The following is a 21,933-nucleotide window of genomic DNA, read 5'->3' as shown; positions in this document are numbered from 1 at the left end:
GAGGGCGTGGTGAGCGGGGGGTTAACGGGACGTCGGCGGCGGGCAGCTGATCTGCGGTTGAGCCTGCAGTCTCTGATCGCCCACGACCAGGTCCGGCAGGCGGGCGGGGACGACGGCGAAGGTCTCTGCGAAAGCCTTCGCCAGTTCATCGGGCGATGGAGGCGCGCAGGCGGCGACATAGGTTCCGCTTTGCGACCATTGCCCCTGGGCGTCCTGGGCGAAGGCCAAAATCGCGCTGGAGTTCGCCAGCAGAACCTCGACCCGGCCGTCGCCGTCCAGATCGAGATTGCGCAGCTGGCAGGGATTGCCGACGGTGCAAGCGTACATCAGGGCGTCCTGGCGACCCAGCTGGGCCGTGAAGCTGGGCGGCGCCGTCTGGCCCGCGATGGGCTGGATCCGGATACCCGCCACCCGCGCGGCTCGGTCCTCCACCGAATAGCCCGACCGTTCCTCACGGGCCTTGGCGGCGCGCGCCAGTTCGGCGATCTGTGGGTCCGACGACCGTGTCAGCCGGTCCAGGGCCGCGAGCCCCGCCTTGCCGCTGTCGAAGCGAAGGAACTCGTAGTCGAAATCCTTGGCCGCTACGGCGCCGCGTTCCAGCCGGGCGACCTGATCCGCCGCCGACAGCCGCGCCGGGTCGGCCAGGGGGCTGAACAGGGCCAGGATGACCGCGACCGACAGGACGGCGGCGAGGATGTTGGTCGGCTCCAGCGGCTTCATCCAGGGGCCGGGACGCACGGCGGCGAACAGATAGCCCAGGCCATAGACCGCGCCGACGACCGCGCAGGCCGTGGCGATGATCCGATCCGGCGTCAGCCCGTGCTGGCCGATGCGCAGCGCCAAGCCCCAGAAGGCAAGGGCCACTAGCGGCGCGATCAGGGCCGAGGCGACCCGGACCCCGTAGCGCAGCACGACCGGGGGCCGGTGGTCGGGGCGGCCGTCCTGATAAGCGGTGTTGATCAGCACGATCAGGGCCGCGGCCGCCGACAGGACCAGGGCCGTGGCGCTGCCCGTCTCCCACAGGCCGTCGAGGCCGGTGAAGGGCAGGGCCACAAGGAAGCCGCCGACCAGAACGGTGATCACCAGCAGCAGCCACGACAACAGCATCAGGGCTACGGTCCGCACGCCCCGGATCAGGCCGTCGCGCACATCGGTCAGATGCACGGCCGTGGCGAAGGCCAGGCCGGTCAGCGGCAGGGAGAACCAGCTCTCTTGCAGCAGGTCGCTGAGGAAGCTCAGCCCGATGATCTTGAACAGGGCCGCCCCAAGCAGAAGCAGCAGCCAGAAGGCGCCGGCGAAGCCGATGGACAGCACCCCCTGCACCCCCGCCATCCAGGCGGCGTCGAAATAGGCCGGATAGGAGGCCGCCAGCCGGCGCTCGCGGTCGGCCGGCACGATCAGGTGGTGGGCGATGAACAGGGCCGCCGCGGCGAAGACGAACAGGGGGAAGGTCGCCTCGCGTGCGCCGTCGGCCTGACGGGCGATGTCGTGCCAGGCCAGGAAGGCCAGCGCCGCCCCCGCGATCAGGCTCCAGACGACATAGACCCAGAGCCGTAGCTTGCCGACGCCGGACAGCAGGACGGCGGGCAGGAACAGGGCGGTCAGCAGGGCCGGGGCGAACAGGTCAGGATGGCGTTGCGACCAGCTGGCGCTGTCGCCCTCGGTGGCGCGCAGCAGCAGATACAGGACGATCCCCTGCACCAGGCCGACCGTCAGCCGCACGATGGCGATCCCGCGACGGTCGCCGTCCGGCGTGGTCCCGCCCCAGCCCGTGCCGAGAATATTCGCCGCTTCGGTGGTCATGGCGCGCCCTTTTGCCCGACCTGGGCGCGCCATCTAACCGAAGCGGGGGTGTTCAGGGAAGCGTCGCCTCGATCCGGCAGGCGCGCGCCAGATAACAGCCGCGCGGGGCGAAATGGATGTGGACCTGGTCCAGCGCCGGATGCTCGAACGCCTCGGTCAGCCGCGCGTCCAGGTCTGCGCCGTCGATCACCAGCCCCTCCAGCATCATGTTGCGCCGGTCATAGAGGCGCAGCGACAGCGGACGTTTGGTCAGCATCTCCGGCGCCGGCCCGGTGATCGGCGCCTGTTCCACCGCCGACTCGCGCACGAAGATCGGTCCCGAGGCGCGGTAGGGCGAGGTCGAGTCGGTCAGATGGGCGTGATTGACCAGCACCAGCGCCTCTCCCGCGTCGGCGTCGCGCAGACTGACCCGGCAGGGGGCGCGGCCGGGGGCGTCGGCGACCCAGCGGCGTGCGCCGACGGCGGCTAAGTCTTTATCGGACATGGCGAAATAGGACTTGAAGGGCTCGAGCGGCAGGGCTTCGATACGGTAGGTCATGCGGGATCTCCTGGGTGAGGTCCTCTGCTTGCGACGATCCGCGCGTGTCGTCTGGCGGCTTCCGGCCGTTGCATCGGCCTCGCCGCGCCCCCACAAAGGCAGGCATGAACGCCCCCTTCAAGACGCCCGACATCGAAGCCCCGCTGTGGGACCTGACCGACCTCTATGGTTCGCGCGACGACGTCCGGATCGCCGCCGACCTGGCCCGGGCCCGCGCCCTGGTGGACGAGATGAACGGCCTGCAAGGCCGGCTGGCCGGGCAGGGCGGCGACCCCGCAGCCCTGGGCGCCGCGCTGGATCGGGCGATCAGCCTGTATGAACAGGCGTCGGACGTGCTGGGGGCGCTCGGCGCCTACGCCTTCCTGTCGGCCTCGACGGCGCGCGACGATGCGGGGGCGCAGGGGTTCGAGGCCGATGTGCGCGAGAAGATCACCGCCATCGCCACCCCGACCGTCTGGCTGACGCTGGAGATCAACCAGATCGACGACGCCGCCCTGGAGGCCGCGCTGACCGCCCACGCCGGCGCATCGCGCTGGCGGCCGTGGCTGCGGCGGGTGCGGGCGATGAAGCCGCACGAACTGTCGAGCGAGCTGGAGACCTTCATCGCCGAACGCGGCCCGATCACGGCCCAATGGCCGCGCCTGTTCGACGAACAGCTGGCGGCCCTGCGCGCGAAGGCGGGCAACGAAAGCCTGACCCTGGCCGAGGCCCTGAACCGGCTGTCGGACGCCAAGCCCGCGCGGCGCAGGGCGGCCGCCGAGGGCCTGTCGGAGGCCTTGGCCGCCCGCGCCCCGACCCTGGCCCTGGTGCTGAACACGGTCGCCGCCGACAAGGCGATGGAGGATCGCTGGCGCGGTTTCAAACGGCCCGCCGACGGCCGCCACCTGGGCAATGAGGTCGACGGCGAGGCGGTGGACGCCATGGCCGAAGCCGTCGCCGCCGCCTATCCGCAGCTGTCGCACCGCTATTATGCGCTGAAGGCCAAGGCCATGGGCAAGGCGCGGCTGGACCACTGGGACCGCAACGCCCCGATCGAGACCACCGCCCCGCGCGCCTTCACCTGGACCCAGGGGCGCGAGATCGTGTTGGACAGTTTCTCGGACCTGGGCGGCGACTTCGCCGAACGCGCCGCCGGCTTCTTCGACAAGCCCTGGATCGACGGCCGCGCCCGGCCGGGCAAACAGTCGGGCGCCTACGCCCATCCGGTCACCGCCGACCGCCATCCCTATGTCTTCCTGAACTGGATGGGCGAGCGGCGCGATGTCCTGACCCTGGCCCACGAACTGGGCCACGGGGTGCACCAGACCTTGGCGGCGGACCAGGGCACCCTGTTGGCCGATACGCCCCTGACCCTGGCCGAGACCGCCTCCATCTTCGCCGAGGGTCTGACGTTCGACCGTCTGCTGGCGACGGCGCCCAAGCGCGAGCAGCGCGGCCTGCTGGCCGGACGGATCGAGGACGGGCTGAACACCGTGGTGCGCCAGATCGCCTTCCACCGGTTCGAGACCCGATTCCATGACGAGCGGCAGAAGGGCGAGGTGTCGCAACAGCGGATCAACGAGCTGTGGCTGACCGAAATGGGCGCCTCGCTGGGGCCGGCGGTGACGCTGAACCCCGGATACGAGCACTGGTGGGCCTATGTCAGCCATTTCGTCCACTCGCCCTTCTACGTCTACGCCTATGCCTTCGGCGACCTGCTGGTGGCGGCGCTGATGGAGGCGCGGCGGGCCGATCCGACGGGCTTCACCCCCCTGTACCGCGACCTGCTGGCCGGGGGCGGGGCCAAGACCTATGTCGAGGCGCTGAAGCCCTTCGGCCTGAACCCGCGCGATCCGGCCTTCTGGAGCGTGGGCTGCAAGCGGCTGGAACGGCTGGTGGATCAGTTCGAGGCGTTGGGGTGAGGCTAGCGTCCGGCTGAAGCCGCGCTATAGTCGCGCCAACGATAAGACTGAGGGAGCTCTCATGGCCAAGGCCCAAAACCCCGCCACCGCCGAAGCAGACGCCGACGCGTCCGCCTATGTCCGGGGCGGGATGCAGATCAATGAACAGGCGGCGACCTTCAAGCTGTTCATGGACCTGGCCAAGTGGGGCTCGCTGGCCGTGGCCTGTCTGCTGGTCTTCCTGACCCTGTGGTTCCATCCGGGCGGCAGCTTCATGGCCGCCTTGATCGGCGCGGTGGTGCTGGGCGGCGTGGGCTTCGTCGCCTTGAAGCCCAAGGCCGACGCCGGGCACTGATTTCTTTCGTCATTCCGGGCAGAGGGCCGCTTGGCCCGCAGACCCGTAACCCAGCGGCGCGCGAGAGCGCGAACCTGTCGCGGACTCGGTGTTCAAGCATCCTGCGTCGGATGGATTTCGCCTTCGGCGCCGCTGGGTTCCGGGTCTCCGCTGCGCTTCGCCCGGAATGACGAAAGTGATTGCTTTGACGCCGCGCTCGGAAGGCGCCTAGTCTCGCGTCCCATATAAGAACAAGGGGATTCGCTTGGCTGTCGCAATCGCCGTCACCCGTGAACGTCGCGAAGGCGAGACGCGCTGCGCCGTCACGCCCGAGACGGTCAAGAAGCTGATCGCCCTGGGCGCGACCGTCTCGGTCGAGGCCGGGACCGGCCTGGGCTCCTCCATTCCTGACGCCGACTATGTCGCCGCCGGCGCGGCGGTGAAGCCCGACACCCGCGCGGTGCTGGACGGCGCCGACATCGTGCTGAAGGTGCGCGGCCCCACGGCCCAGGAGACCAGCGCCCTGAAGCCCGGCGCGGTGGTCGTCGCCATGCTGGACGCCTGGCGCGACAAGGCCACGGTCGAGGCCCTGACCGGCGCCAACGCCACCGCCTTCGCCATGGAGTTCGTGCCCCGCATCACCCGCGCCCAGGTCATGGACGTGCTGTCGTCCCAGGCCAATCTGGCCGGATACCGGGCGGTGATCGAGGCGGCCTATGCCTATGGCAAGGGGTTCCCGATGATGATGACGGCGGCCGGCACGGTCGCCGCCGCCAAATGTTTCGTCATGGGCGTCGGCGTCGCCGGGCTTCAGGCCATCGCCACGGCGCGGCGTCTGGGCGCCGTCGTCACCGCCACCGACGTTCGTCCCGCCACCAAGGAACAGGTCGAGAGCCTGGGCGCCAAATTCCTGGCCGTCGAGGACGAGGAGTTCAAGAACGCCCAGACCGCCGGCGGCTACGCCAAGCCGATGTCGCCCGAGTACCAGGCCAAACAGGCCGAACTGACCGCCAGCCATGTGGTCAAACAGGACATCGTCATCACCACCGCCCTGATCCCCGGCCGCGCCGCGCCGGTGCTGCTGACGGCGGCCCATGTGGCCTCGATGAAGCCGGGCTCGGTCATCGTCGATCTGGCGGTCGAGGCGGGCGGCAATGTCGAGGGCTCGAAGCTGAACGAGGTCGTGACAACGGCGAACGGCGTCACCATCGTCGGCTGGTCCAACCTGCCGGGCCGCATCGCCGCCGACGCCAGCGCCCTGTACGCCCGCAACCTGTCGGCCTTCGTCGGGCTGATGATCAAGGACGGGGTGCTGGCGGTCGATCTGGAGGATGAGATCCTGAAGGCGGCCGTGGTGACGCACGGCGGGGCCGTGGTGCATGAAGGGGTGCGGGGATGATTTCGCCAAGAGCCAGAAATATCTTGAGGAAGTTCGCCTTACTCGTGCTGTTGGTCGGACCCGCGTTCCACATCGGGCTGGTCCTTATCCTAGGCATTTCTCGTCGCTATTCGCAGGGGACCATGGTCCTGAGCGTTATGAACGAAATCCCTGCGGTGCTGGTCAATATGGCGATTGCAGGCATTCTGATCGTCGCGCTGAGCATCGACGAACGTATCGAATTCAGAGGGGCATGATGGAACACGTCGATCCTACCGTCTTCCGCCTGGCCATCTTCGTCCTGGCCATCTTCGTCGGCTATTATGTCGTCTGGAGCGTGACGCCGGCCCTGCACACGCCGCTGATGGCGGTGACCAATGCGGTGTCCAGCGTCATCATCGTCGGGGGCCTGATCGCGGCGGCGGCCGTGTCGGGCGATGCGACCGGCCCCAGCGCCTGGATCGCCAAGGGCGCGGGTGTGCTGGCCGTGACTCTGGCCAGCGTCAACATCTTCGGCGGCTTCATGGTCACCCGGCGGATGCTGGCCATGTACAAGAAGAAGGAGCGGCCGGCTCCCAAGAGCGCCGCATGATCGACCCCGCCCAGATCGCCATAACCGGCTCCTGGATCGCCACCGGCCTGGGGTTCGGCCTGTGGCTGTACGGCTGGTTCGGGACCAAGGTTCCGATCAAGCGCCAGCGGCTGCACGACTGCGGCATCGCCTTTGTCTTTTCGGCCATTCTGGTCCGGGTCGTGACCCAGGACCGGCCGTTGGGCGTCTTCGAATGGGCCCTGTTCTTCATCGGCCCGCTGTTCATCGCCGCCGCCCTGTGGCGGCTGGCGCGCACGTCTTGAGGGGAGGGGCGTGATGAACGCATCCTTGGCCGCACTGGCCTATCTGGTTTCGGGCGTCCTGTTCATCCTGTCGCTGCGCGGCCTGTCCAGCCCCGAGACCAGCCGTCGGGGCAATACCTACGGCATGATCGGCATGGCCCTGGCCATCGGCGTGACCCTGCTGACCCTGGGGACCACCGGGGCGCTGGACACCGTCACCCTGGCCCTGATCGCGGGCGGGGTGGTGGTCGGCGGCGGGGCCGGCGCTCTGATCGCGCGGCGCGTGGCCATGACCGACATGCCGCAACTGGTCGCCGCCTTCCACAGCCTGGTCGGCATGGCCGCCTGTCTGGTCGCCATCGGCGCCGTCTATGCGCCCGAGGCCTTCGGAATCCTGTCCGAGGACGGGACGGGCATCAAAACCCTGTCGATCATCGAACTGTCGCTCGGCGTCGCCATCGGCGCCATCACCTTCACCGGCTCGGTCATCGCCTTCGCCAAGCTGAACGGCAACATGAGCGGGTCGCCGATCATCCTGCCCGCGCGCCACCTGATCAATGTCGGCCTGGCCCTGGGCCTGGTCTTCCTGATCGGCATTCTGATCGGCACCGGCGGGTCGGCGACCTGGGCCTTCTGGGGCGTCTTCCTGATCGCCCTGGTGCTGGGCGCGACCCTGATCGTCCCCATCGGCGGCGCCGACATGCCGGTGGTGGTGTCGATGCTGAACTCCTATTCCGGCTGGGCGGCGGCGGCCCTGGGCTTCACGCTGGAGAATATCGCCCTGATCATCACCGGCGCCCTGGTCGGCAGTTCCGGCGCCATCCTCAGCTACATCATGTGCAAGGGCATGAACCGCAGCTTCATCAGCGTCATCCTGGGCGGCTTCGGCGGCGCGGACGCCGCGGCCGGTCCCGCCGGCGCCAAGGAGACGCGGCCCGTCAAACAGGGCTCGGCCGAGGACGCCGCCTTCATCATGAAGAACGCGTCGAAGGTCATCATCGTGCCTGGCTACGGCATGGCCGTGGCCCAGGCGCAGCATGCGCTGCGCGAAATGGCCGACAAGCTGAAGGAGGAGGGGGTCGAGGTGAAATACGCCATCCACCCCGTCGCCGGCCGGATGCCGGGCCACATGAACGTCCTGCTGGCCGAGGCCAACGTCCCCTATGACGAGGTGTTCGAGCTGGAGGACATCAACGCCGAGTTCGCCACCGCCGACGTCGCCTTCGTCATCGGCGCCAACGACGTCACCAACCCCGCCGCCAAGACCGATCCGACCAGCGCCATCTACGGCATGCCGATCCTGGACGTGGAAAAGGCGGGGACGGTGCTGTTCATCAAGCGCGGCATGGGCTCGGGCTATGCCGGCGTCGAGAACGAGCTGTTCTTCCGCGACAACACCATGATGCTGTTCGCCGACGCCAAGAAGATGGTCGAGGGGATCGTGAAGGGGCTGTGATTCGGCGCTCGATCCTTCTGACGGCGCTCGCTTTGGCCGGTTGTTCGGCCATGCTCGACATGCGGGTGTCCGGTGAGTTGGAACGGCCCGTGGTGGCCTTCGATGGAAAGCGGCGGGCTTGTGTCGATCGGCTGGATGTCTTTGCAGACGGCGCGCGCGGTCAGGCAGTCTGGAGTATCGAGACGGAAGGGAAGAACTGCATCCGTCTCGGTCAGATCATCTATGGCGAGCCCCCTGCCGGTTTCGTCGTGTTGACGCCTGCTGCGACCTTGCGGACCGGCGCCGTCTATGACGCGTATGCGCATGGCTGGACCAAGGGGTTTGCGTCCGTGCCCTGGATCGCAGGCGGAGCCTTTGTGTATCGTGATGACCACTGGATGCGTGCTGACTGATATGCGGACTTCAGCCGCCGACATCATCCGCCTGCTCGATCTCCAGCCCCACCCCGAGGGCGGGCATTATCGCGAGACCTTCCGCGACCCACGCACGGTCGAGGGGCGGTCGGTGGGGACGGCGATCTATTTTCTGCTGGCGGCGGGCGAGCGGTCGCACTGGCACAGGGTGGACGCGGCCGAGATCTGGCATTTCCACGCGGGCGCGCCTCTGGCGTTGGAGATCAAGGGGCAGGGCGTCGTGACCCTGGGCGTCGATCTGGCGGCGGGGCAGAGGCCGCAGGCGGTGGTTCCGACCGGGGCGTGGCAGGCGGCGCGCAGCCTGGGCGACTGGACCCTGGTCGGATGCACGGTCGCGCCGGGGTTCGAATTTGCCGGTTTCGAGCTGGCGCCGGATGATGGGCCGTCTCTGGAGGGGTGATCATGGCAAAGGAACCCAAGACCCGACCCACCGACGCCTCGGTCGATGACTTCATCGCCGCCGTCGAGGACCCGCGCCGACGGGCCGACGCCGGGGCCGTGTGCGCCCTGATGGCTGAGGCGACCGGCGAGCCGGCGGTGATGTGGGGGTCGTCCATCGTCGGCTTCGGCCATACTGACGGCCCGACGGGCGACTGGCCGCTGATCGGCTTCTCGCCGCGCAAGGCGAACCTGGTCCTCTATGTCGCCGGCTTCCCAGGGCGGGAGGATTTGGTGGCGAAGCTGGGCAGGGTGAAGACCGGCGTGGGCTGTATTTACGTCAACCGATTGGACCAGCTGGACGGCGCGGTGCTGCGCGACCTGTGCGACCAATCCGTGCGGGCGATCCGGGCCCGCCATCCGGGGTGAAGAGAGCCGTCCGGCCCATCGTCTCGCCAACCGCTGAAACCCCTATCGCCCGAACGTGACCAGCGCTATCACGCATCCGTGAACGCTCTGTCCAAACCCGCCCTCGTCGCCCATCGCCGTTTCGAAGCGCTCGATTCCCTGCGCGGGGTGTGCGCCATTCTGGTGGTGATGTTCCACATGCCGGTCGCCAGCCATTGGCGGAGCTGGGACTTCATCCAGCACGCCTATCTGTTCGTCGATTATTTCTTCGTCCTGTCGGGCTTCGTCATCGCCCACGCCTATGCCGAGCGGCTGAAGACGGGGGCGGACGCCGGGCGGTTCATGGTGCGGCGGTTCGGGCGGATCTGGCCGATGCACGTGCTGATGCTGGCCGCCTATGTCGGGCTGGAGCTGGCGCGAGTCGTCTTCCATTTCGACGGGGCCGAGCCGTTCACGCGCGACCGGTCGGTGGAGGCGATCTTCACCAATCTGGCCCTGGTTCAGGCCTGGCACGTCCACCCCTATCTGACCTGGAACGGGCCGTCCTGGACGCTGAGCGCCGAATGGGCCTGTTATCTGATCTTCGCCGGACTGGTGCTGGTCGCGCCCAAGCGGTTCCGCTGGATCGGCCTGGTTCTGGCCATCGTCGGGGGCGTTCTGGTGGTCAGCTATGCCCGGCGCTGGATGAACACCACCTATGATTTCGCCGTGCCGCGCGCGGTCTATGGCTTCTTCCTGGGCTGTCTGTTGCAGGGGCTGTGGATGAATATCCCGCGCCTGAAGGGGCTTGCGGCCACGGGGCTGGAGATCGCCGCGGTCGTCGCCGTCTGCGTTTTCGTGGCCTGGGCCCAGGGGCCAGTGACTGTGGCTGTCACCCTGGTCTTCGTCGTCCTGGTCTGGGTGTTCGCGGGCGAGGACGGGGCCGTGTCGCGCCTGCTGGACCATCCGGCCCTGGTGACCCTGGGACGCTGGTCCTTCTCCATCTACATGGTCCACATGTTCATCCTGACCGTGATGCTGATCATCGCGCGCAAGCTGGATTGGCTGCCGGGCGGGCGGCGCGTCGATTTCGGCTCGGTCTGGCTGAACGACCTGTTCGCGCTGGGCCTGTTCGGCTTCATCGTCGTGATCGCGGTCTGCGCGCACAATCGGGTCGAACGCCCGGCCCAGCGCCTGATCGACCGCTGGACCAAGCCCAAGGCCGCCTGAATTCAGGCCGCCATCAGCCAGGGCGTTTCCGCCGGGTCCGACCGGGCTTCGTCCCACAGGGCGTCCTCGTCCGAATAGCGGGCGATGGCGGCGGCGGAGATGACGTCCACCACCTGTTCCTCCAGCCGATCCCAGATGACGGCCAGGTCCGACGATCCGTCGGCCTCGCACGGGACGATCAGATAGCGGTTGGCGTTGACGGCGGTGTTCGGTTGGAAGCGAGCCATGTGATGATCTCCTGAAGCGGTCGGCCTCTTGTCGATGATGGTGTTATGGCGCACTGATGCGTCAGAAACGGACGTATCATTCAGGAGCGACGGTGAGACACGACAAGGCGGCCATGGTGATCGACCTGGCGCGGCGGCTGGCCGCCAGCGCCGAGGGCCTGACCCTGGATGAGATGGCGCGCGACATGCGCGTCAGCCGGCGCACCGCCGAGCGGATGCGCGACGCCGTCTTCATGCTGTTTCCGACGGTGGAGGAGGTGTCGGACCCGCCGTCCAAACGCTGGCGCATCCGCGGCGGACTGTCGGCCTTCGAACAGGCGCCCACCGCCACCGAGATGCTGGAACTGTCCAAGGCGGCCACGGCCCTGCGCGCGGCGGGCGAACCGGCGCGGGCGGCAGCGCTGGAGGGACTGGAACGCAAGCTGAAGGCGGCGATGCGCTCCACCACCCTGAACCGGATGGCCCCGGACCTGGAGGCCCTGGTCCGGGCCGAGACCATCGCCGTCCAGGCCGGGCCGCGCCCCTCGGCGGACGAAGGCCTGTTGACCGCCATTCGCGGGGCGGTGCTGGCGCAACAGCCGCTGGGCTTCACCTATTCCCGACCGGGCGCCGAACCGCGTCGCCGCAGCGTCGCCCCGTGCGGGGTCATGTTCGGCCGCGCCAACTATCTGGTCGCCGCCGACCGCGAGACCGGCCGTATCCAGACCTTCCGCCTGGACCGGATGAGCAGCGTCGCTCCGCAGGACGGGGTGGCGATCCCACCCGCCGATTTCGATCTGGGCGTCTTCGCCAGCCAGTCCTTCGGCATCTATCAGGACGAGATCGAGGAGGTGGTGCTGCGCATCGCCCCCGCAGGCGCGGCCGAGGCCCGGAGCTGGCGCTGGCACCCGACCCAGACGTTCGAGGACCAGGCGGACGGCGGCGTGATCGTGCGGTTCCGGGCGTCCGGCATGCGCGAACTGGCCTGGCACCTGTTCACCTGGGGCGAACAGGCGGTGATCCTGGCGCCCGAACGGCTGAAGGCGGTCATGGCCGGGGAACTGGCGGCGGCCGGGCGCGCTCTGGACGCGGCCCACGGATGACGAAGGCTTAAGGTGACGCTGTCGCCGCTCGTCGCTATGCCCGCCATGACCTATCGGAGAGCTCCATGCGTCTGAAGACGGCCCTCATCTGCGCGGGCTTCATCGGCCTTTCGGCCGTCACGGCCTGCGCCTCGCCCGCCGTCGTCGGGCCTCAAGGCCCGGCCGTGGCCGAGGACGGTCGTGTCGCTGTCGTCGTCGAACGCGACGGCGACCGGTGGACCGCCGACTATCAGATGGATCGCGATGCCCCGGCCTGGGCCTTCTTCCGCTCGGCCCTGCTGCGCGAAAGCCGCCAGCCCTGGCGGCCGGATTGGTGGCGGGTGGAGACGCCGGGCGTCGTGCTGGAGCGGATCGGCGACTATGACGTGCTGCGTTCGACCGACGGCGGGCCTGTGCCGCGCGACGTCCGTATCGTCATGACGCCGCGCGCCGGGGATCTGGAGGCAGAATACGATCCGGCCCTGGTGTTCTCGGACGGCACGGTGGCGCTGTTTTCCGGTCAGTTCGACGTCATTCCTCTGGAGTCCGCCGCCGCCGCCCGCGCCCTGCCGCGCGATCTGAATGGCGTCGATGTGCCCGGCGGTCCGGCCAGCGTGACCTGGCGCGACCGCGCCGGCCCCGTGCTGTTCAAGGGCGAGCGCCAGTCTCAGGTCACGGCGGTGGACGCCCAGACCTATGTCCTGTTCGGTGACGCCACGACGCGCCAGGGGGACGGGATCACCACCGTCATCGACCCCGGCCTGCCGCGCTGGCTGGGCGATGAACTGGCCGGTTTCACCCCGCGCGTCATGGCCTATTACGCCCAGCGTCTGGGCCGGGCCCAGGGCGAGGCGCCGACCTTGATGGTCAGCTGGACCGGCCCGACCAAGGCCTTGTCCAGCATGGGGGGCAGCGTCCTGCCCGGTCTGATTTCGATGAATTTCGAAGGGGAGGGGGTGCTGGACCCCGACGCCCAGGCCCTGGCTCGCGCCCACTGGTTCATCGGCCATGAGGCGGCGCATTTCTGGCTGGGCTCGCAGGGGCTGAAATACCAGTACGCCCGCGAGGCCTGGATCACCGAGGGCGGGGCCGACCTGATGGCGGTGCGGGCCCTGAAGGCCATGGATCCCGCCTATGACGACCGCGCGGAACTGCAGCGCGAGGTGGACGACTGCGTCACCCTGGCGGCCGGCAAGCCCGTGGCCTCGGCCGGCGACCGGGGCGACAACCGCGCCTATTACGCCTGCGGCGCCGTCTGGGGCCTGGTCATCGAGGCGGCGGAGCGACGCGCGGGCGGGGGCGACTTTTTCGATGTGGTCGCCGATTTCCAACGCCGCGACAATGACGACGGCGTCTTGAGCCGCGATGAGTGGTTGGGCGCCCTGACCCGCCTGTCGCGCGACCCCACCCTGGCCAACGATATCTCGACCATGCTGGACCAGGGCGCCGCCACTCCTTCCGCCGTCATCGCCCGCCTGTTCCAGCGCACCGGCGTCGCCTTCCGTCTGGAGGACGGGCGAGTGATCCTGACCTGACGTCTTTGATTCGGATCAAGGCGGGCATGGGCCGAAGGGCGCATCCAGGCTCCGGCAAAGAGGAGCACCGCCATGACCTATGCGAGCCTGATGGTCTATGTGGACGACGAGCCGGACAATGTCGCGCGGATCGGTTTCGCGCGGGACCTCGCCGCCATTCACGACGCGACCCTGATCGGCATATCCGTCAGCGAGCCTGAGCCGCCCCTGGTGGACGCCTATGTCGCCGGCGGCATGGCCGGCGAGATCCTGACCCTGCGGCGGGACCAGGCGGACGGCGAGCTGTCCGCCGCCAAGACCCGTTTCCTCGAGGCGATGAAGGATACCGGCATTGATCACGAGTGGCGGGCCGAGACCGGCTATCCCGCTTCTTGCGTCTCCCACCACGCCCGCGCGACGGATCTTATCCTGGTGGGGCGCGACGCGGGACGTCTGCCCTATCGCGCGCCGGACGCCGGCGACCTGATCATGAATGTCGGCCGACCGGTTCTGGTCGCGCCGCCCCGCGCCTCGGCTGCGCCGGTCGACGGGGTCGTCCTGGTGGCGTGGAAGGAAGGGCGCGAGGCCCAGCGGGCCGTCCAGGCGGCTCTTCCGCTGTTGAAGCAGGCGCGCGAGGTCAAGGTCGTCGAAATCTGCGCCTCGGCCGATGTGGCCGCCGCCGCTGCGCGCGTCGCCGATGTCGCCGCCTGGCTGCGACGCCACGGCATCGTGGCCGAAAGCGAGGCCAAGGTGCGCGACGAACGTCCGGCCGGCGATCGCATCCTGGCCCTGGTCGAACAGACCGGCGCCAATCTGATCGTCTCCGGCGCCTGGGGTCATTCGCGGATGCGGGAATGGGTTCTGGGCGGCGTCACCCAGGCCCTGCTGAACCGCAGTCAATCCTGGCTGCTGCTGAGCCACTGAAGCCTCAGCGCTCTTCGCGGGCGTGGAAAATGCGGGCGACGAAGACGGTGTCGGCATCGACGCGGTATTGAACGACGTAACCGCTGTCGCCGAAGCGGATATAAAGGTGGCGCAACCCGTCCAAGTCGATCCCCATAAGGGGCGTCTGCGCCAACTGAGCGATCGCCCCGATGATGGTCTGGCTCGCCCGCCGGGCTGCGTTTGGGTTGACGTTCTGGAGAAAGGCGATGACCCGTCGGCGATCCTGGATCGCGTCTGGGGACAGCCGTATCCTCAAGCCTTGGCCTTCAGCATCGCCTCGATCTCAGCCTCGAAACCCGCCGCCCAGTCTTCGAATTCGATGAACTTGCCGGTGCGGTCGTACTTCGCCAGGCGGCGTTTGGCTTCGGAAGTGTCGTAAGGCGTGATTGGGGGCCAGGGCGTGAGGGCGTCGTCCATAATGAAGGCGGCGTCCTTCTCTCGAACTCCGGATTCGCTCGAGGCATCGTCAGGCCCGGTCGCAAGCGCCCTCTCCAGGACCGCGACGGCATAGGCTTCCGGCTCCATGCCCGCTGTACGCGCGGCGGCCTTGAGACGCTCAAGCGCCTCGTCGGTCAGGGGCAGGGTCAGGACGTGGTCGGCCATCCCTGCATCCTGTCACAACTATGAGTGGTTGTGAACTCACATCGCCGCGAAAGGATAGGGGCTGACCGACTTTGACCAGTCGTCCACGGCGAGCGGCCGGTCGATCGGCGCGGCCGCGCGTTCGGCGCAGGGGTGGCGGTGGCACAGGCGGCAGGCGGGGCCGATGGGGGTGACCTCGGGCCGTTCCAGATCCAGGCCGTGGGCATAGGCCAGCCTATGGGCGTGGCGCAGCTCGCAGCCCAGACCGACGGCCAAGTCGTGGGTCTCGCCGTACCCGTCCTGACCCTGGCGTTCGACCGTACGAGCGAAGGTGAACCAGCGGCCGCCATCTGGGGTCTCGATGATCTGGGTGATGATCCGACCCGGTGTGCGGAAGGCGGAGTGTAGCCGCCAGCGCGGGCAGGCGCCGCCGAAGCGCGAGAAGGGAAAGGCGCCGGCCGCATAGCGTTTGGAGATATTGCCCGCCTGATCCACCCGCATCAGGAAGAAGGGCACGCCCCGCGCCGTCGGCCGCGACAGGGTGGTCAGCCGATGCGCCGCTTGTTCGTAGCTGACCCCGAACCGGGCCTGGAGCCGCGCCAGGTCATAGCCCGTCTCTTCCGCCGTGCGCTGGAAGGCGGCGTAGGGCATCAGGGTCGCGGCCGCCAGGGCGTTGGTCAGGGCCACCTTCAGCAGGGATCGCGTCGGTCCGTCCGCGGCGTTCGCGGTCTGGACCATGTCGTTTAGGGCCGGGCCGTGTTCGACCAGGGCCAGCTGATAGGCGATGGCGAAGGCGCGCGAGGACGGGCCCAGGGTCTCGGACAGCAGCAGGCGGCGGCGGTGCAGGTCGTAGCGCCGGGTCCATTCCACCATGACCTCGGCCGGCAAAGTGCGGACGCCCAGGTCGTGTTTGGCCGCCAGCCGCTGGCGGGCGGCGGGTTCGAAACCGTCGGCGTGGGCCGGCGCCTCGGCCGCCAGGGCGTCGGCCAGGACCTCGCCCATCTGGTCCAGTTCGGGGAAGTGGTTGCCGCGCGACTGGATGTATTCGCGCACCCATTCGGCCGGGCTGGTCTCGACCAGGCCTTCGCCGTTCTCGGCTGCGGCGCGGGCCCGGGTGCGGCCGTCGTCGAAGGCCTGATACAGGCGCAGCATGGCGTCGGCGACGCCCGGCGCCTCCTCCAGCAGTTGCACCAGTTCGTGGCGCGGGGCGGACAGACCCTTGAACAGCGGGTCGGCCAGGATCTCGGTCAGCCGCGCCTGATCGGCCGCGCCGCCCTGGTTCAGGCTGCGCAGATCGACGTCATAGGTTTCGGCCAGACGCAGCAGAAGCTGGGCCGAAACGGGCCGCTGGTTGCGTTCTATGTGATTGAGATAGCTGGGGGAAACCCCCAGGTCGGCCGCCATGGCCGTCTGGGTCAGGCTCAGGTCGCGCCGCAGCCGCTTCAGCCGGGCGCCGAGGAAGAGCTTGCGATCGGCGGAGGTGTCCATGGTCGCAGAATGTCACAACATGACCGATTATGCAAAGTCATGATGTGACAAAGTGACATCAAATAGCCGGATGATGCTGTGTCATTCGTGACTGTTGCGTGTTCTTGTCTCCGAGACGGCGGCTGCGGCCGCGCCATTCAGAGACCGAGTTCGACCATGACCACCTTCGCCGATCTGGTTCCTTCGCCCGCCGGCCGTTTCGACGGCATCGAGCGCCCCTATACGCCGGACGACGTCCTGCGCCTGCGCGGCTCGGTGCCGGTCACCCATACGCTCGCCGAGCGCGGCGCCAACCGCCTGTGGCAGCTGCTGCACGACGAGCCCTTCATCAACGCCCTGGGCGCGGTCACCGGCAACCAGGCCATGCAGATGGTCCGGGCGGGGCTGAAGGCCATCTATCTGTCGGGCTGGCAGGTGGCGGCCGACGCCAATACGGCCGGCGCCATGTATCCGGACCAGTCGCTGTACCCGGCCAACGCCGCGCCGGAACTGTGCCGCCGCATCAACCGCACCCTGCAACGCGCCGACCAGATCGAGCATGCCGAGGGCGGCGCGAAACGCGATTGGTTCGTCCCCATTGTCGCGGACGCCGAGGCCGGCTTCGGCGGGCCGCTGAACAGCTTCGAGATCATGAAGGCCTTCATCGAGGCGGGCGCCGCCGGCGTCCACTTCGAGGACCAGCTGGCGTCCGAGAAGAAGTGCGGCCACCTGGGCGGCAAGGTCCTGATCCCAACCCAGGCGCATGAGCGCAATCTGGTCGCCGCGCGTTTAGCCGCAGACGTCATGGGCACGCCGACCATCACGGTCGCCCGCACCGACGCCGAAAGCGCCCAGCTGATAACCTCGGACATCGACGAGCGGGACCAGCCTTTCATCGACCGCGACAACCGCACGCCCGAGGGCTTCTTCCGCCTGAAAGAGGGCACGGGGCTGGACCACTGCATCGCGCGGGGCCTGTCCTACGCCAATATCGCCGACCTGCTGTGGTGGGAGACGTCGCACCCGGATCTGGACGACGCGAAGAAGTTCGCCGAGGCGATCCAGAAGAAGCATCCGGGCAAGCTGATGGCCTATAACTGCTCGCCGTCATTCAACTGGAAGGCCAAGCTGGACGACGCCACGATCGCCAAGTTCCAGCGCGAGCTGGGGGCCATGGGCTACAAGTTCCAGTTCGTGACCCTGGCCGGCTTCCACGCGTTGAACAACTCGATGTTCGAGCTGGCCGACGGCTATCGGGATCGTGGGATGGCGGCCTATTCGGAGCTGCAGCAGCGCGAGTTCGCCAATGAGGCCATCGGCTACACCGCCACGCGCCACCAGCGCGAAGTCGGCACCGGCTATTTCGACCAGGTCGCCACGGTCATCTCCAACGGCACGTCCTCGACGACGGCGCTGAAGGACTCGACCGAGACCGCCCAGTTCACCCACGCGGCTTAAGGCCCCCTCAGCTAAGGAAAGGAACCTCCATGGAACCGCTGACCCGAACCGAAGCCATCATCGACTTCTGCCTGGCCCCCCTGTCGCTCGATGCTGGCACTGAGGCCGAACGCGAGGTGCGTCGCCGCATGACGCACGTTCTGCGGACCTATCAGGCCAAGGTCGCCAATCCGATCGCGGTGGACTTCTCATCCATGCCGTCCCAGGTGATCAACGAAGCCGCCCACGGCTACGAATAGGCCTCGCGTCCTCGCAAAGAAAAAGGCCCGCCCCGATCGCTCGGGGCGGGCCTTGTCTTGCTGTGAAGCTCAGCGGGACGCGGAGGGCGTAGTGTTCAGGGATGCGGTCGGCGACGGCGTAGGCGCCAGGGTAACCGCGACAGGGGTTTGTGCAGACACGGGCGGCGTGCCCGTCTCTTCGGGATCGCCGACCGTGATCGAGGTCGTCAGCACCGCCTGGGTGGTGCAGGTGGCGAGGTCGCGGGCGATGTGGCGGCCCAGGCAGAACATGTCCTCATAGCTGGGGCGCGAGGCGGCCAGGCACTGGAACAGCATCAGCTTGGACATGTTCAGGCAGAATTCGCTGTTTGTGTCGACCACCAGGGCGTCGGTGTTGGCGCGCGCCTCGTCGCCTGCCGCGCCAAGGGCGGCGAGGGCGGCGATCGCCAGCGAGCGGGTCACCGCCGGGGTATAGGGCGGCGCCTTGCGTGACGCCTCGACCGACAGGCCCTGGCCCGTGTTGGCGGCCGTAAACAGTCGGCTCGATTCTTCGGGAGACGGCAGCATCGCCGCCGCCGACAGGGTCTTGGCGCCTTCCAGCCGCACTTCGCGGTTCGGGATATGGGTGGTGGCCCAACGGCGGCGCGGGTCTCGGCGTTCCTGGACGGTATAGGCGTCGGCCTCGACCGCTTCGGCGATGGCGCGGATGGCGACAGCGTCCTTGCCGATGGTCGCCGTAATCAGGCCGGCGGCGGCGTCCGCGCCCGGCAGGGTGGCGGCGTAGGCGGGATCGGCGACGATCTGGGCGATCATCTGCTGGCGTTGGGTCGGATCAGCGGCGAACTGGCGCACCCCGGCGACGAACTCGGGCGATTGAAGCGCGATGATCGAGCCATAGGCGATCAGGCCGCGCGACAGCTGTGCCGGCTCATAGGCCGAGCCCTTGCGAATGGCCGCCTGGATGGATTCCGCGTCGGGGAAGCCGCCCGGCTGGATCGTGGCGGCCTCGCGCACGAAGGCCACATAGATCGAGGCCGCCTGGGCGACGCCTTCGTTCAGGGTGACGGGCGGAGGTGGAGGCGGAGGAGGCGGAGGCGCGACCTCCGGCTCCTTGGTGCTGCAACTCGCCAGAATTGCGGCGGCGGCAAGGGCGGCGATCGACAGGCCGCGGGTCATGAAGGCCTTGGGCATAGGGCGCGTCCACAGAACTATGTGCCCCGACAGGGGCGCTTACTGGAAGGCGCTTATAACGTGCCGAAACTGGTTTGCCGAAGATTAATCGAACAACTTCGACACGGATTCCTCGTTGGCGATCCGTCGGATAGCTTCACCGATAAGCGGAGCCACGGAAACCGTGCGGATTTTCTTGCAGTTCGAGACTTCGTGCGGCTGTTCAATCGAGTCCGTGATCACCAGTTCCTTCAGCGGTCCGTCGGTGATCCGCTGCACCGCCGGGCCCGACAGGACGCCATGGCTGATATAGGCCGAGACCTCGGTCGCGCCCTGATCCATCAGGGCCTTCGCCGCGTTCACCAGGGTGCCGCCGGAATCGACGATGTCGTCGAACAGGATGCAACGGCGGCCTTCGACGTCGCCGATGATGTTCATGACCTCGCTCTCGCCCGCCTTCGGGCGGCGCTTGTCGACGATGGCCAGGTCGGCGTTCAGACGGCTGGCCAGAGAGCGGGCGCGCACCACGCCGCCGACGTCGGGCGAGACGATCATCAGGTCGTCGCCACGCGAATAATGTTCGCGGATGTCCTGGGCCAGGACCGGGGTGGCCACCAGATTGTCGGTCGGGATGTCGAAGAAGCCCTGAATCTGGCCGGCGTGCAGATCCATGGTCAGCACTCGGTCGGCGCCGGCGCGGGTGATCAGATTGGCCACCAGCTTCGCCGAGATCGGCGTGCGGCCGCCTGTTTTCCGGTCCTGACGGGCATAGCCGAAATAGGGCATGACGGCCGTGATCCGCCGGGCGGACGCGCGCACCAGGGCGTCCGTGATGATCAGCAACTCCATCAGATTGTCGTTGGCTGGATAGCTGGTCGACTGAAGGATGAAGACGTCCTCTCCCCGGACGTTCTCCTCGATGACGGCGAAGACCTCGTTGTCGGCGAAACGCTTGACCTGGGCCTTGGTCAGCGGTCCGTCCAGATGGTCCGCGATGGCCTGGGAAAGGGCCCGGTTGGAGTTGCCTGAGAGCAGCTTCATCAGCTGGTCATCCTTTCGCCGTCATCCGACCCCCATGAACGGCGGTCGGTTGGCGCGCTCTTTACCAGCGGAGCCGGGCAGGGCAAGTCGTGTGCGGAGAGTTTTCGTCGGCATGGCGTGTCCCGGTCGTGGGTGCTAGAGATCGCCGCGTTCGTTTCCGGAGGCCTGTCCTAAGGCCGGTCTCCGCTCGTCATGGGGTCGTCCTTGTCCGTTTCTAAGTTCCGTTCCGGCCTGGTGCTGATGGCCGCGGCGGCCGCCGCTCTGACAATTTCGGGTTGCGCCGGCAATAAGCGCCCAAAGCTCGCTTATGAAGAGCGGCCGGTCGAGGCGCTGTACAACACCGGTTATCAGCGTCTGGAACAGAAGCGCTGGGCCGACGCCGTCGACTATTTCCAGGAGGTGGAACGCCAGCATCCCTATTCGGACTGGGCCCGTCGCTCGATCCTGATGCAGGTCTACGCCTACTACCAGAACAATAATTACGCTGAAGCTATCGCGGCCTCGGACCGGTTCATCTCGCTGTTCCCGGGCAATCCGTCGGCGGCCTACGCCTTCTACATGAAGGCGGTTTGCAACTTCGAACAGATCACCGACGTGGGCCGCGACCAGGGCTACGCCAACGCCGCCCTGGCCGGTCTGAAGGACGTGGCCCGCCGCTATCCGGGCACGCCCTACGCCAGCGACGCCGCCGTTAAGATCGACATGGTCAACGACCAGCTGGCCGGCAAGGAAATGAACATCGGCCGCTATTACCAGCGCGCCAACCAGCCGCTGGCGGCCCTGAACCGCTACAAGGCCGTCATCGCCAACCCCGAGTTCCAGCGCACCTCCCACACGCCTGAGGCCCTGTACCGTCTTGTCGAGGTCAATCTGCAGCTGGGCCTGAAGGAAGAGGCGACCCGCAACGGCGCCGTCCTGGGCTACAACTTCCCCGGCAGCCCCTGGTACGCCGAGGCCTACGCCCTGCTGACCGAAAACGGCCAGTCGCCGGAGAAGGCCCCGGAAGCCAAGCGCGAATCCTGGCTGCAGCGGATCATTCCCGGCTGATCGTCCCCTTGACGGTCAGATTTATGTAGTTACATAAATGATCGTCTTCGACCCGGCGAAGGACGCGGCCAATATCGCGAAGCACGGCGTATCCTTGCGCCTGGCGGAAGAGATGGATTTGGCGGCGGCCTTCGTCAGGCAAGACACCCGCAAGGACTATCAAGAGACCCGTTTCAACGCTTACGGCTATGTGGACGGTCGGCTCTATGCTTTGACCTTCACGGTGCGAGGCGAGGATGTTCGGGCCATCAGTCTTCGGCGGGCGCGGACAAAGGAGCTGATGAAATGGCGAAGCGAGAGCTAGACTGGGAAACCGTTCCTCTGGACGAGGACGACGCGCCTGAGTTGACCGAGGAGATGGCTGCCAAACTCCGCCCGGCGCGTGAAGTCCTGCCCGACTACATCCTAAACCAGTTCAAACGCGCCCCCGGCCGCCCCAAGGTCGACGCGCCCAAACAGCAGGTCACCCTGCGGCTGGACGCCGATCTGCTGGAGCATTGGCGGGCCCAGGGGCCGGGGTGGCAGTCGGGCATCAACGCCGCGCTTCGCCGGGCCTCCGGTCTCTGATTCCT

27 protein-coding genes are annotated in these 21,933 nt (G+C 67.8%); 19 read left to right on the top strand and 8 right to left on the bottom strand.

What is annotated here, in order from left to right; all coding sequences use genetic code 11:
* Window positions 1-21: 21 nt before the first annotated feature.
* Entirely contained in the window at window positions 22-1,803 is a 1,782-nt protein-coding gene (locus PKE72_RS04725; protein ID WP_271164234.1) for a DUF4153 domain-containing protein, read from the bottom strand.
* A gap of 52 nt (window positions 1,804-1,855) precedes the next feature.
* Complete coding sequence (locus PKE72_RS04720) at window positions 1,856-2,341, bottom strand: DUF1203 domain-containing protein (protein ID WP_271164233.1); 486 nt, start codon at window positions 2,339-2,341, stop codon at window positions 1,856-1,858.
* A 104-nt stretch (window positions 2,342-2,445) separates the two neighbouring features.
* Between PKE72_RS04720 and PKE72_RS04715 the strand changes: the two genes are divergently transcribed.
* The 11 genes from PKE72_RS04715 (at window position 2,446) to PKE72_RS04665 (ending at window position 10,631) form a co-directional block, all read left to right on the top strand.
* Window positions 2,446-4,242 carry a M3 family oligoendopeptidase gene (locus PKE72_RS04715; RefSeq protein ID WP_271164232.1) on the top strand — a complete coding sequence of 599 codons (1,797 nt, stop codon included), beginning with the start codon at window positions 2,446-2,448 and terminating at the stop codon, window positions 4,240-4,242.
* A 61-nt stretch (window positions 4,243-4,303) separates the two neighbouring features.
* Window positions 4,304-4,576, top strand: a complete 273-nt coding sequence (locus tag PKE72_RS04710; RefSeq protein ID WP_271164231.1) for an aa3-type cytochrome c oxidase subunit IV — start codon at window positions 4,304-4,306, stop codon at window positions 4,574-4,576.
* Window positions 4,577-4,820: 244 nt separating this feature from the next.
* Window positions 4,821-5,954, top strand: coding sequence for a Re/Si-specific NAD(P)(+) transhydrogenase subunit alpha (locus tag PKE72_RS04705; RefSeq protein WP_271164230.1), 1,134 nt, complete (start codon window positions 4,821-4,823; stop codon window positions 5,952-5,954).
* A gap of 23 nt (window positions 5,955-5,977) precedes the next feature.
* Window positions 5,978-6,190 carry a hypothetical protein gene (locus PKE72_RS04700; RefSeq protein ID WP_271164229.1) on the top strand — a complete coding sequence of 71 codons (213 nt, stop codon included), beginning with the start codon at window positions 5,978-5,980 and terminating at the stop codon, window positions 6,188-6,190.
* Window positions 6,190-6,525: an NAD(P) transhydrogenase subunit alpha part 2 gene (locus tag PKE72_RS04695; RefSeq protein WP_271164674.1), complete on the top strand. Its 336-nt coding sequence runs from the start codon at window positions 6,190-6,192 to the stop codon at window positions 6,523-6,525. The genes PKE72_RS04700 and PKE72_RS04695 overlap by 1 nt, the downstream gene beginning before the upstream one ends.
* The gene (locus PKE72_RS04690; protein ID WP_271164228.1) at window positions 6,522-6,788 is read left to right on the top strand and encodes a hypothetical protein; all 267 of its coding nucleotides are present in this window, start codon (window positions 6,522-6,524) and stop codon (window positions 6,786-6,788) included. The genes PKE72_RS04695 and PKE72_RS04690 overlap by 4 nt, the downstream gene beginning before the upstream one ends.
* Window positions 6,789-6,801: 13 nt before the next feature.
* Window positions 6,802-8,223, top strand: coding sequence for an NAD(P)(+) transhydrogenase (Re/Si-specific) subunit beta (locus tag PKE72_RS04685; protein WP_271164227.1), 1,422 nt, complete (start codon window positions 6,802-6,804; stop codon window positions 8,221-8,223).
* Window positions 8,220-8,615, top strand: a complete 396-nt coding sequence (locus PKE72_RS04680; protein WP_271164226.1) for a hypothetical protein — start codon at window positions 8,220-8,222, stop codon at window positions 8,613-8,615. The genes PKE72_RS04685 and PKE72_RS04680 overlap by 4 nt, the downstream gene beginning before the upstream one ends.
* 1 nt (window position 8,616) lies before the next feature.
* On the top strand, window positions 8,617-9,036 hold the full coding sequence (locus PKE72_RS04675; RefSeq protein ID WP_271164225.1) for a cupin domain-containing protein: 420 nt from the start codon (window positions 8,617-8,619) through the stop codon (window positions 9,034-9,036).
* A 2-nt stretch (window positions 9,037-9,038) separates the two neighbouring features.
* Window positions 9,039-9,443, top strand: a complete 405-nt coding sequence (locus PKE72_RS04670) for a DUF1801 domain-containing protein (protein ID WP_271164224.1) — start codon at window positions 9,039-9,041, stop codon at window positions 9,441-9,443.
* 78 nt (window positions 9,444-9,521) lie between these two features.
* A complete protein-coding gene (locus PKE72_RS04665) occupies window positions 9,522-10,631 on the top strand; it encodes an acyltransferase family protein (protein WP_271164223.1) in 1,110 nt (369 codons plus the stop codon).
* Between the two features lie 2 nt (window positions 10,632-10,633).
* On the opposite strand, the gene PKE72_RS04660 is transcribed toward PKE72_RS04665, so the two are convergent.
* The gene (locus PKE72_RS04660) at window positions 10,634-10,858 is read right to left on the bottom strand and encodes a hypothetical protein (RefSeq protein ID WP_035307121.1); all 225 of its coding nucleotides are present in this window, start codon (window positions 10,856-10,858) and stop codon (window positions 10,634-10,636) included.
* A 92-nt stretch (window positions 10,859-10,950) separates the two neighbouring features.
* Here PKE72_RS04660 and PKE72_RS04655 point away from each other — a divergent pair, with 92 nt between their 5' ends.
* The 3 genes from PKE72_RS04655 to PKE72_RS04645 all read left to right on the top strand — a co-directional run bounded on the left by PKE72_RS04655 (window position 10,951) and on the right by PKE72_RS04645 (window position 14,357).
* Window positions 10,951-11,940, top strand: a complete 990-nt coding sequence (locus tag PKE72_RS04655; protein WP_271164222.1) for a helix-turn-helix transcriptional regulator — start codon at window positions 10,951-10,953, stop codon at window positions 11,938-11,940.
* A 65-nt stretch (window positions 11,941-12,005) separates the two neighbouring features.
* A complete protein-coding gene (locus tag PKE72_RS04650) occupies window positions 12,006-13,454 on the top strand; it encodes a hypothetical protein (RefSeq protein ID WP_271164221.1) in 1,449 nt (482 codons plus the stop codon).
* Between the two features lie 72 nt (window positions 13,455-13,526).
* The gene (locus PKE72_RS04645) at window positions 13,527-14,357 is read left to right on the top strand and encodes a universal stress protein (RefSeq protein WP_271164220.1); all 831 of its coding nucleotides are present in this window, start codon (window positions 13,527-13,529) and stop codon (window positions 14,355-14,357) included.
* A gap of 4 nt (window positions 14,358-14,361) precedes the next feature.
* Here the strand turns inward: PKE72_RS04645 and PKE72_RS04640 are convergent, their stop codons facing one another.
* Genes PKE72_RS04640 through PKE72_RS04630 form a run of 3 tightly spaced genes read right to left on the bottom strand, consistent with a single transcriptional unit; the run spans window position 14,362 to window position 16,448 of the window.
* Window positions 14,362-14,634: a type II toxin-antitoxin system RelE/ParE family toxin gene (locus tag PKE72_RS04640; RefSeq protein WP_271164219.1), complete on the bottom strand. Its 273-nt coding sequence runs from the start codon at window positions 14,632-14,634 to the stop codon at window positions 14,362-14,364.
* Window positions 14,631-14,981 (bottom strand): hypothetical protein, encoded by a 351-nt coding sequence (locus PKE72_RS04635; RefSeq protein WP_271164218.1) that lies wholly within the window; start codon window positions 14,979-14,981, stop codon window positions 14,631-14,633. The genes PKE72_RS04640 and PKE72_RS04635 overlap by 4 nt, the downstream gene beginning before the upstream one ends.
* A 36-nt stretch (window positions 14,982-15,017) precedes the next feature.
* Window positions 15,018-16,448, bottom strand: a complete 1,431-nt coding sequence (locus PKE72_RS04630; RefSeq protein ID WP_271164217.1) for a helix-turn-helix domain-containing protein — start codon at window positions 16,446-16,448, stop codon at window positions 15,018-15,020.
* A gap of 156 nt (window positions 16,449-16,604) precedes the next feature.
* On the opposite strand from PKE72_RS04630, the gene aceA reads away from it, so the two are divergent.
* Entirely contained in the window at window positions 16,605-17,885 is a 1,281-nt protein-coding gene (gene aceA, locus PKE72_RS04625; RefSeq protein WP_271164216.1) for an isocitrate lyase, read from the top strand.
* A 29-nt stretch (window positions 17,886-17,914) separates the two neighbouring features.
* The gene (locus PKE72_RS04620; protein WP_271164215.1) at window positions 17,915-18,124 is read left to right on the top strand and encodes a hypothetical protein; all 210 of its coding nucleotides are present in this window, start codon (window positions 17,915-17,917) and stop codon (window positions 18,122-18,124) included.
* A 69-nt stretch (window positions 18,125-18,193) separates the two neighbouring features.
* Here the strand turns inward: PKE72_RS04620 and PKE72_RS04615 are convergent, their stop codons facing one another.
* Both PKE72_RS04615 and PKE72_RS04610 read right to left on the bottom strand, forming a co-directional pair.
* Window positions 18,194-19,294 carry a hypothetical protein gene (locus tag PKE72_RS04615; protein WP_271164214.1) on the bottom strand — a complete coding sequence of 367 codons (1,101 nt, stop codon included), beginning with the start codon at window positions 19,292-19,294 and terminating at the stop codon, window positions 18,194-18,196.
* An 84-nt stretch (window positions 19,295-19,378) separates the two neighbouring features.
* On the bottom strand, window positions 19,379-20,314 hold the full coding sequence (locus PKE72_RS04610; RefSeq protein ID WP_271164213.1) for a ribose-phosphate pyrophosphokinase: 936 nt from the start codon (window positions 20,312-20,314) through the stop codon (window positions 19,379-19,381).
* A gap of 192 nt (window positions 20,315-20,506) precedes the next feature.
* On the opposite strand from PKE72_RS04610, the gene PKE72_RS04605 reads away from it, so the two are divergent.
* Genes PKE72_RS04605 through PKE72_RS04595 form a run of 3 tightly spaced genes read left to right on the top strand, consistent with a single transcriptional unit; the run spans window position 20,507 to window position 21,928 of the window.
* Window positions 20,507-21,361 (top strand): outer membrane protein assembly factor BamD, encoded by an 855-nt coding sequence (locus PKE72_RS04605; RefSeq protein ID WP_271164212.1) that lies wholly within the window; start codon window positions 20,507-20,509, stop codon window positions 21,359-21,361.
* A 37-nt stretch (window positions 21,362-21,398) separates the two neighbouring features.
* Complete coding sequence (locus tag PKE72_RS04600) at window positions 21,399-21,665, top strand: BrnT family toxin (protein WP_271164211.1); 267 nt, start codon at window positions 21,399-21,401, stop codon at window positions 21,663-21,665.
* Window positions 21,647-21,928 carry a BrnA antitoxin family protein gene (locus PKE72_RS04595; protein WP_271164210.1) on the top strand — a complete coding sequence of 94 codons (282 nt, stop codon included), beginning with the start codon at window positions 21,647-21,649 and terminating at the stop codon, window positions 21,926-21,928. Before PKE72_RS04600 ends, PKE72_RS04595 begins: the two co-directional genes overlap by 19 nt.
* Window positions 21,929-21,933: the final 5 nt, after the last annotated feature.

This window comes from Brevundimonas intermedia, from assembly GCF_027922165.1.
Taxonomy (GTDB): Bacteria; Pseudomonadota; Alphaproteobacteria; order Caulobacterales; family Caulobacteraceae; genus Brevundimonas; species Brevundimonas intermedia.
The sequence above is the reverse complement of the archived record's forward strand: the minus strand, read 5'-3'. Positions and strand labels throughout refer to the sequence as shown.

Bases quoted from the DNA above. Each gene is read 5' to 3' on its own strand.
- PKE72_RS04690 (WP_271164228.1), top strand. From the start codon at position 6,522: ATGATCGACCCCGCCCAGATCGCCATAACCGGCTCCTGGATCGCCACC.
- PKE72_RS04605 (WP_271164212.1), top strand. From the start codon at position 20,507: ATGGGGTCGTCCTTGTCCGTTTCTAAGTTCCGTTCCGGCCTGGTGCTG.
- PKE72_RS04610 (WP_271164213.1), bottom strand. From the start codon at position 20,314: ATGAAGCTGCTCTCAGGCAACTCCAACCGGGCCCTTTCCCAGGCCATC.
- PKE72_RS04600 (WP_271164211.1), top strand. From the start codon at position 21,399: ATGATCGTCTTCGACCCGGCGAAGGACGCGGCCAATATCGCGAAGCAC.
- PKE72_RS04710 (WP_271164231.1), top strand. From the start codon at position 4,304: ATGGCCAAGGCCCAAAACCCCGCCACCGCCGAAGCAGACGCCGACGCG.
- PKE72_RS04685 (WP_271164227.1), top strand. From the start codon at position 6,802: ATGAACGCATCCTTGGCCGCACTGGCCTATCTGGTTTCGGGCGTCCTG.
- PKE72_RS04725 (WP_271164234.1), bottom strand. From the start codon at position 1,803: ATGACCACCGAAGCGGCGAATATTCTCGGCACGGGCTGGGGCGGGACC.
- PKE72_RS04615 (WP_271164214.1), bottom strand. From the start codon at position 19,294: ATGCCCAAGGCCTTCATGACCCGCGGCCTGTCGATCGCCGCCCTTGCC.
- PKE72_RS04635 (WP_271164218.1), bottom strand. From the start codon at position 14,981: ATGGCCGACCACGTCCTGACCCTGCCCCTGACCGACGAGGCGCTTGAG.
- PKE72_RS04720 (WP_271164233.1), bottom strand. From the start codon at position 2,341: ATGACCTACCGTATCGAAGCCCTGCCGCTCGAGCCCTTCAAGTCCTAT.
- PKE72_RS04630 (WP_271164217.1), bottom strand. From the start codon at position 16,448: ATGGACACCTCCGCCGATCGCAAGCTCTTCCTCGGCGCCCGGCTGAAG.
- PKE72_RS04660 (WP_035307121.1), bottom strand. From the start codon at position 10,858: ATGGCTCGCTTCCAACCGAACACCGCCGTCAACGCCAACCGCTATCTG.
- PKE72_RS04675 (WP_271164225.1), top strand. From the start codon at position 8,617: ATGCGGACTTCAGCCGCCGACATCATCCGCCTGCTCGATCTCCAGCCC.
- PKE72_RS04595 (WP_271164210.1), top strand. From the start codon at position 21,647: ATGGCGAAGCGAGAGCTAGACTGGGAAACCGTTCCTCTGGACGAGGAC.
- PKE72_RS04645 (WP_271164220.1), top strand. From the start codon at position 13,527: ATGACCTATGCGAGCCTGATGGTCTATGTGGACGACGAGCCGGACAAT.
- aceA (WP_271164216.1), top strand. From the start codon at position 16,605: ATGACCACCTTCGCCGATCTGGTTCCTTCGCCCGCCGGCCGTTTCGAC.
- PKE72_RS04670 (WP_271164224.1), top strand. From the start codon at position 9,039: ATGGCAAAGGAACCCAAGACCCGACCCACCGACGCCTCGGTCGATGAC.
- PKE72_RS04695 (WP_271164674.1), top strand. From the start codon at position 6,190: ATGGAACACGTCGATCCTACCGTCTTCCGCCTGGCCATCTTCGTCCTG.
- PKE72_RS04620 (WP_271164215.1), top strand. From the start codon at position 17,915: ATGGAACCGCTGACCCGAACCGAAGCCATCATCGACTTCTGCCTGGCC.
- PKE72_RS04650 (WP_271164221.1), top strand. From the start codon at position 12,006: ATGCGTCTGAAGACGGCCCTCATCTGCGCGGGCTTCATCGGCCTTTCG.
- PKE72_RS04715 (WP_271164232.1), top strand. From the start codon at position 2,446: ATGAACGCCCCCTTCAAGACGCCCGACATCGAAGCCCCGCTGTGGGAC.